This is a genomic window from Pseudomonas sp. SDO5532_S415, from assembly GCF_054071155.1.
Map to the genome: position 1 here is coordinate 1 of NZ_JBSVWS010000299.1, position 3,836 is coordinate 3,836.

At 60.5% G+C, this 3,836-nt stretch carries 5 protein-coding genes; 3 read left to right on the top strand and 2 right to left on the bottom strand.

Translation table 11 applies throughout. The annotated features are described in order from the left end of the window. The first annotated feature begins 129 nt into the window (after window positions 1-129). A complete protein-coding gene (locus tag ACW9HW_RS29400) occupies window positions 130-600 on the top strand; it encodes an RNA methyltransferase (RefSeq protein ID WP_046816778.1) in 471 nt (156 codons plus the stop codon). An 84-nt stretch (window positions 601-684) separates the two neighbouring features. Further along, on the top strand, window positions 685-1,062 hold the full coding sequence (locus tag ACW9HW_RS29405) for a YgaP family membrane protein (RefSeq protein WP_457402836.1): 378 nt from the start codon (window positions 685-687) through the stop codon (window positions 1,060-1,062). A gap of 111 nt (window positions 1,063-1,173) precedes the next feature. On the opposite strand, the gene ACW9HW_RS29410 is transcribed toward ACW9HW_RS29405, so the two are convergent. Beyond that, window positions 1,174-2,403, bottom strand: a complete 1,230-nt coding sequence (locus tag ACW9HW_RS29410) for a hypothetical protein (protein ID WP_457402838.1) — start codon at window positions 2,401-2,403, stop codon at window positions 1,174-1,176. A 36-nt stretch (window positions 2,404-2,439) separates the two neighbouring features. Then, a complete protein-coding gene (locus tag ACW9HW_RS29415; RefSeq protein ID WP_095195502.1) occupies window positions 2,440-2,889 on the bottom strand; it encodes a YcgN family cysteine cluster protein in 450 nt (149 codons plus the stop codon). 279 nt (window positions 2,890-3,168) lie between these two features. Here ACW9HW_RS29415 and ACW9HW_RS29420 point away from each other — a divergent pair, with 279 nt between their 5' ends. After that, on the top strand, window positions 3,169-3,762 hold the full coding sequence (locus ACW9HW_RS29420) for a nitroreductase family protein (protein ID WP_095195501.1): 594 nt from the start codon (window positions 3,169-3,171) through the stop codon (window positions 3,760-3,762). The last annotated feature ends 74 nt before the right edge of the window (window positions 3,763-3,836 follow it).

The window sequence follows — 3,836 nt, forward strand, 5'->3', positions numbered from 1 at the left end:
GTACACAAAACCCATGTGGGAGCGAGCCTGCTCGCGAAAGCGATCGCTCAAACACCGCGAATCTCCAAACTGACCACTGCCAGCCAATCCCCGTATAATCGCGCTTTTTTCCCGAAAGGCACCCCGCTCGTGGCAGACAAACGGTACAGCTGCATTGGTTTGTATAACCCCAAGTCACCGGAGAACGTCGGTTCGGTGATGCGCGCCGCTGGCTGTTATGGCGTGGCATCGGTGTTCTATACCGGCAAGCGCTATGAGCGTGCTGCCGACTTCGTCACCGACACCAAGCGCGTCCACTACGACATCCCGCTGATCGGCATCGACGACTTGAAGAAAATCCTGCCACTGAACTGCGTTCCGGTCGCCGTGGAGCTGGTCGACGGCGCCCGCCCGTTGCCTGAGTACACACACCCGGACCGCGCGCTGTACATCTTCGGCCCGGAAGACGGCTCGCTGGATAAGGAAATTCGCGACTGGTGCGAAGACGTGGTCTACATCCCGACCACCGGCTGCATGAACCTGGCCGCCACGGTCAACGTTGTGCTGTACGACCGTATGGCCAAGGGCCTCAATACCCGCTCGGGGCCGAAATTCCGCTGAGTTGCGGCTTATCCGATGGAACCGGCTGACCGTCCCGGCAGTCAGCTGACTATCCACTACTGAACCGACGCCTGGAGACAGATCATGAGCGAACTCAAACGCGTAGAGCGCATCGAATCCACCCCGTTCCAGACTCATACCGACCACAACGTTCAAGGTTGGGAACGCATCGGCTCCCTGGCCGGTGGCGTCTTGATGGTGGGCAAGGGTCTGCGTCGCGGCGGCATCTTCGGCTTGATTCAAGTGGCCATCGGTGGTGTCGCCCTGGCACGCGGCATCACTGGCCATAGCTCGGCGAAAAGCCTGCTGGAAAAAAGTCGTCAGGACATGAACAACGTGCGGGCGAAAATCCAGCGCGCCGGTGAAGAGTTGAGCCAGTTGAAGGCCAATGCCGAGGCGGCGACCAAAACCGCGACGGTGACGGGTAATGATTCGTTGAAATCGCCGAAGGCCGGGGTTTGATCCGGATCGTGTAGTGAGTTTGAAGGCCCTTTCGCGAGCAGGCTCGCTCCCACATTTGATCCGTGTTATGCACAAACCCATGTGGGAACGAGCCTGCTCGCGATGGCGGTATTACTGAAGCAACCCGGTATCAAGCACTCTGGAGGAGTCGCCAATCACGCTCTCCGAGAGCTGAACAAATTCCTTGGTATCCAGACTCCCCAGCCGCATCGCCCCGCGCAGTACATCATCCAGCGATCGCTTGTTACGAGTCTTCAGGCGAATCTCGCGATCCAGCTCCTGCATCAACACCACCGCTTTGGAAATCTGCGCCGGGCTGGCCTGCTCGCCGCGCAAGGTGGTGACTTTCTGACTGTCCTTCGCCAATCGTCCCTGCAAACTCTGGTAGCGCTCATCACTGATGCCACCCGCACGTCGCACCAGTTCGATGGCGTAATACTCGGCGAAACCTTCACTGATCCAGTCGCTGCGCTGCCGGTCGTTGATCCGCCCGAACAGCTGCGCCAACTCGCGCACCAGTGCACTGCTGCCGCTTTCGCTGACCAGCGGCAAGCGGCTGTTGAGGTAGATCGACTCGTGCGCGGCGAGACTGCCACGCCACATCGGATCATTGGCGCCGACGATCAGCAGCTTGGTGGGATGACGAGGGAACACGGCTTGCACTTGCGGCCATACAAACGTCAACAGGGTCAGCACATCCATACGCCGCATGCCCTGGCCTTGAGGCGAAGCCACGGTGACTTCGGTTTCCCCCAGGCGAGTGCGGCGGCTGCCCAGGTGACCGGCGAGCATCCAGCCGGTGGGCCGGTCGAACAAGCGGGAGACGTTGTCGATGCGGAACTTGTTCCTGCCGATTCGCGGCCAGGCGGTTTCCACGCTTTTCCAGCCGTTGGGCAACTCGAATTCAAGGCGTGACACCAATTCGATACCGTCTTGCTGGTCAAGCCTGGCGGCAGGTACCAGATCGTCACCGCGCAGTAACGCCCAGGTCGGGGTCATGCGTGTATCGAAGCTGCCGCTCTTGCGGCCTTGGCTGATGCGTACACGGTAGGTCAGGCTGGCCTGGTCGGCAGCTGGATGCCAGACACCTCGGGCCTGCTTGCCCGGTGTCAGTTGCCACTGGCCGTCGGCCTTGAAATCGCTGTAATGGCTGCCATCGCCAAGGTTGAAATCCAGACTGCGGACCGCCGAGCCTTGCGCGAGCGTGAGGCGCACTTCAGCCTGGTCGCTTTGCGGCAACAGGCGTACGTGGTAATCCAGATCGACCTTTTTCGCCGCCCATACGGGCGAACTCAAGGTCAGTAGCCCAACGACCAACGCCCGCCGCCATCCCCCAGCCATACACACTCCTTGGTGCAACATTCACTCGCTGGACGATCAACCCGCCCGGAAAATCAGATGGTCTTCCCAGTCATCTTCGGGGACGCTGCCTTCGGCGAGCATGCGTCCGGACTGGGAAATGCGTTCGTGATGCACGGCATCTCGATCACCGCACACCAGGTGATGCCACAGCGGCAAGTCCTTGCCCTCGCTGACCAGACGATAACCGCAGGTCGGTGGCAGCCACTTGAATTCGTCGGCCTTGCCAGGGGTGAGCTGGATGCAATCGGGCACCGAGTCGCGACGGTTCGGGTAATCGCTGCACTGGCAAGTTTTCAGATCCAGCAGTTTGCAGGCTATTCGCGTGTAATAGACGCTGTTGTCGTCTTCATCTTCGAGTTTTTGCAGGCAGCACAGGCCACAACCGTCGCACAGCGATTCCCATTCCTCTTGATCCAGTTGATCGAGGGTTTTGCGTATCCAGAACGGTTCGACTTTGGCGGCCATGGCTCAAGCATCAACATCAGGTGGTGAAAAGGCCGCCAGTCTAGTGCCCGCGGCCGCGCGGGCCAAGCACTGGCGACTACCGGTAGATCGGGGCTTGTCAGTTTTGGCGTCGCCAAGTAGCTTTGCCAGTCGCAAGGAGCCCTACCCAAGTGCCATTAACGCTCGACCGCGTTGCATGACGGTGAACCGCCACGGCTCTCGACAGACCTCATCGCTCAGCTCAACTGCGCCCGCAGGTTCAGACGTCCCTCACTTTCAAACGTAGCAAGGAATCTCTTGATGAGTGCAAACCCACGCGTTGCCGATTACGCCATCCACCCTCAGTTCACCGATCGCTGGTCGCCCCGCGCCTTCACCGGCGAAACCATCCCGGAAGAAACCCTGTTGAGCTTCTTCGAAGCCGCACGCTGGGCGCCTTCGGCGTATAACTCGCAGCCTTGGCGCTTTCTCTATGCACGTCGCGACACGCCGAACTGGGAGCGTTACCTGGGCCTGCTGAACGAGTTCAACCGCAGCTGGGCGCAACACGCCTCGGCACTGGTGATCGTGATCTCGAAGACCACCTTCGCGGTGCCTGGCGCCACCGAAGAAACCCCGGCCCTGTGGCACACCTTCGACACCGGATCGGCCTGGGGTCACCTGGCGCTGCAAGCGAGCATCAGCGGCTGGCACACCCACGGCATGGCCGGTTTCGATCAGGAACTGACCCGCAAGGAGCTGAACATTCCAGAGGGCTACGCCCTGCACGCCGCCGTGGCGATCGGCAAACTGGGTGACAAGGCCACCCTAGCCGAGTACCTGCAAGCCCGTGAAGAGCCAAGCCCGCGTCGTCCGCTGAGCGAACTCGCTGCCGAGGGCGATTTCGCCCTCTAACCGACGCTGAAAACCAATGTGGGAGCGAGCCTGCTCGCGAAAGCAGAGTGTCAGTCACCCTAATCATCGACTGA